Below are 3,308 nucleotides of genomic sequence, written 5' to 3'. Positions count from 1 at the left end.
CGTTCACTGGGTAAGCCGCCAAGCACCTCACAAAACTCCACGCCTGTTCTTTGCAGGTAATAGCGCTCACCTTGGGTGTGGCCAAAGATACCTCTGATTAACCCTGAGCGAGTATACTCGCAGACAGTAGCGCCAAAACGATGGCTATAGTGAACATTAATGTGTGGATTACCCGCAAGCTCTTCAGCAGCTATTGGGGTATCAGCCATAATTTTACACATAGCACTATAGCCATAGGCGTTTACTACCTTAGCCTGTTCAATACTCTGACCCTCTGAGCGCATCATTTCTGGATAAGCTGATTTTTCCAAAGCCTCAGCAGTCCAGACACTGACTGAACTATCCAGACCCAACATTGCCCGCTTGATTAAATCATCAGGCAATTTATACAATTCATGTACCCTACCCTTTTCAAAGACCAACTCTCTACGATAGCCAGAGCGTCTTACAAAGAGTTTTAGATACAGCCTTGCATTGGGTATCTGTGCAAAGAGTTTATTCTTTACAGAGACGATATGATCGACTGATAACGCATAATCTCGATGACTAAGCATTCGTGTATGAGTTATCAGGTTTTGATGCAGTCTGACACCCTTAAATATATCAGGATTATCTTCTTCTTTGGCAATTAGATAAAACTCAATATCATCTTGATAATGAATGGTGTCGGTATCATCTTTTGGTGGGTGGACAAGGTACTTTTGCTGCGCATCCAATTCACTGGTAAAGGTGGGCAAATCATCGAGTGCAAATTCAGACTGACGATAAATACTACTGTCATATACGTGTTCAATAAAACCATCGGCAAATTGTAATGCTGGTCTAATCTGACCAATAATGTATCCGCCTTGAAACAACAATGAGTGGCCATCACTCAACGTGTTATGATACCGACGGGCATTATTGATGGCGACAATGTCATTGCCATTAACAGGCTCAATGCCAACTGATACCATCTTAGGTAACTCATCATTACGTCTTACGCTATCAAAGTAACGGTTAGAGTAGGATCTTAAGTATAGAGACTCTACTGATAAATCAGCAATATGATCTTGTACTTTGACAGCAATAATAAGTCCCCGTCCGCGCGTTTCTCTTATAAAGGCGGTACCCCTTGGGAACTCAAGACCAGAATCAACATACAAGTTAGTCCAAAGCGCCTCTTTATTAACCAGCTCCAAAAGTGATACCCAAGTCTCTTTTATGGTTTCTTCAATACCCAAAAACTCTTTGGGTATTTGACCAATAAAATAACCATGATAAGCTTCATTCGTGCTTGGTAGCGCAATAATCTCCCACCCGGTGTCAATAACGTTCTTTAATCCCCGACGGGGGCTGAAACGAGCCAGACGTATAATGGATGGTGTATCCATCTCAGGACTACACCAGACATGCTTTAAGGCATGATCCACCAAAAAGTTTGCCATGGTATGATCCCCCCCTTAGATTAATGGCTGCTTTCTATTTTGATGACACGCATCAGGTTACGGGCAAAGTCTTCGCCACCATGACGTTTTGACATAGACTCAGCTAATTTTGATAAGGGTGTATTTTTAAATCCACGTTCATTGAGGGTGAGCCATGACAAAGCCAGCCAAGCCGGTGGATACTCTATACCCACCGCCATCATTTCTTTAGCGTTCGCTCCTCGCCAACCGTAGGTTACGATGGATATAAGTAATGGGACATTAAGCGTATCTATTCTAGGATTATCAATGCTGTTCTTAATAGCTTCGATTAAGTTTTCGATATGATAGCCCTTATAGATAGGATTTACAATTTCAAATACCTGATTAAAAGCGATATTGGATGCTCTGGCAATTTGGGTGCAAGTACGTGCCAGCTCTTTTTCACTGTACTCAATGTCATTGAATCGAAACTGATTCAGATAAAAAAACATGACATGTATCGTGATTCGCATTTGATTATCAGGATCTAACCCAAGTTTCTGAGCTATGTTGGTTGCAATCCAACGCCCATACAAAGCGAGTGGGAAACTACCTGCTGTTAACAGATCCTGATATCTTTCTTTAGTCCAGATGGATTGTAAAAACCCATTAAGACTTAAAGACTGAAAATTAAGTCGGTCTGAAATTTCTGATTTATCCGAATTACGGTTGTATTTGGTGTAGGGTCTGACATCAACAAAAGTCAGTTCTTCATCACCCAAGCTTTTGTTTTTGATAGTAATGGGGTGACTAAAGGGTGGGATGTCTTTATTGGAATCCGTAATCATCCAAATAGCGTAATTCTTAACCCCGAAGTATTCCAGTGGTTGTAACTCTTCTCGAAGATAGCCTTCGCTAAGCCGTTCAATAACTGGATCTATACGGTAGTCTTGACAAACAGTCGTGTCATAAGCATTGTGTAACATAGTTAAATCCCAAAAAAAGAATAGTTGTAATCGACGTCAAGGTGTCATCTTTATGATGTGAACTGCCGTTGTTGTGGTTTAATTATCATTTCCAACCCTTAGGGGAAGGTCTATATCATAACTAAGGAGAAAACGATGGCTGCAATTACCAACGGTACACCGCGTGCTATCCTGAGAGGCTTACAGGATCTCAGTGGTCGTATTGTTCCGCCAGAGCGTGAAGAAATTCCTATCCACTTGCCTAAGATAATGTTGATGGCCGCTTGGGGTCCTGAAACCATGCAACTGCTGGGTGGGGCCGAAGCCCGTACTATGTACGGTGATGAGACTTTTGATTTGCGTAGTCAATTTGCGAATCATCAAACGGTGCTTCATAACGTTATCGCTGCACGTGCTAATAAAACTATGATCAAGCGTATTGTGCCTGATGATGCTAAAAAAGCACGTGTGCAGCTGGCACTGGATTACTCAACTGCAACAGTGCCTGCCTATGAACGTGATGTTGCTACTGGTAAATTCAGACTGGATGATCAGGGTGCTAAGATCCCTATTGATGGTACTGATTACGCCGGGTATCGCCTTCGCTGGGTACTTAGAGAGATTAGTGAATTGGGTGCTGGGGTGCCTTCTGATAGCCCAAACAGTGTTAATATTGACGCTACTCCTGGCACGGTTATGCCGGTTCTTGAGTTTGAAGTACCTCACTTTGGTGCCATGGGTTCTAATCTGGGCTTTCGTCTGAGTGCGCCTACTACAGATAGCGCTGAAGCTTTAGATATGGACCTGGCTGAAGCGGCTCAGGCTACTATTTTCAGAATGCAATACGTCACTCGACCCGATGCACTGGCTTCTGCCTCTGCGATAGTCGCTGAGACCGGTGAGCAGTTTGTTGACTTCGCCCTTAAAGCGGGCGTGATTGATAAGTATGATATTC

General features: G+C 43.0%; 3 protein-coding genes. 1 reads left to right on the top strand and 2 read right to left on the bottom strand.

Annotation, left to right across the window (positions count from 1 at the left end; genetic code table 11):
- Together KDK19_RS10815 and KDK19_RS10810 are read right to left on the bottom strand one after the other, a co-directional pair.
- A partial coding sequence (locus tag KDK19_RS10815; RefSeq protein WP_257291933.1) for a hypothetical protein occupies positions 1-1,427 on the bottom strand: 1,427 nt, incomplete at its 3' end.
- 20 nt (positions 1,428-1,447) lie between these two features.
- Positions 1,448-2,374, bottom strand: a complete 927-nt coding sequence (locus tag KDK19_RS10810; protein ID WP_257291932.1) for a hypothetical protein — start codon at positions 2,372-2,374, stop codon at positions 1,448-1,450.
- A gap of 135 nt (positions 2,375-2,509) precedes the next feature.
- On the opposite strand from KDK19_RS10810, the gene KDK19_RS10805 reads away from it, so the two are divergent.
- Positions 2,510-3,308 (top strand): hypothetical protein (locus KDK19_RS10805; RefSeq protein ID WP_257291931.1); only part of this gene is annotated, 799 nt, incomplete at its 3' end.

Origin of the sequence: Endozoicomonas sp. ONNA1 (assembly GCF_024606325.1) — a bacterium.
Lineage (GTDB): Bacteria > Pseudomonadota > Gammaproteobacteria > Pseudomonadales > Endozoicomonadaceae > Endozoicomonas_A.
The sequence above is the reverse complement of the archived record's forward strand: the minus strand, read 5'-3'. Positions and strand labels throughout refer to the sequence as shown.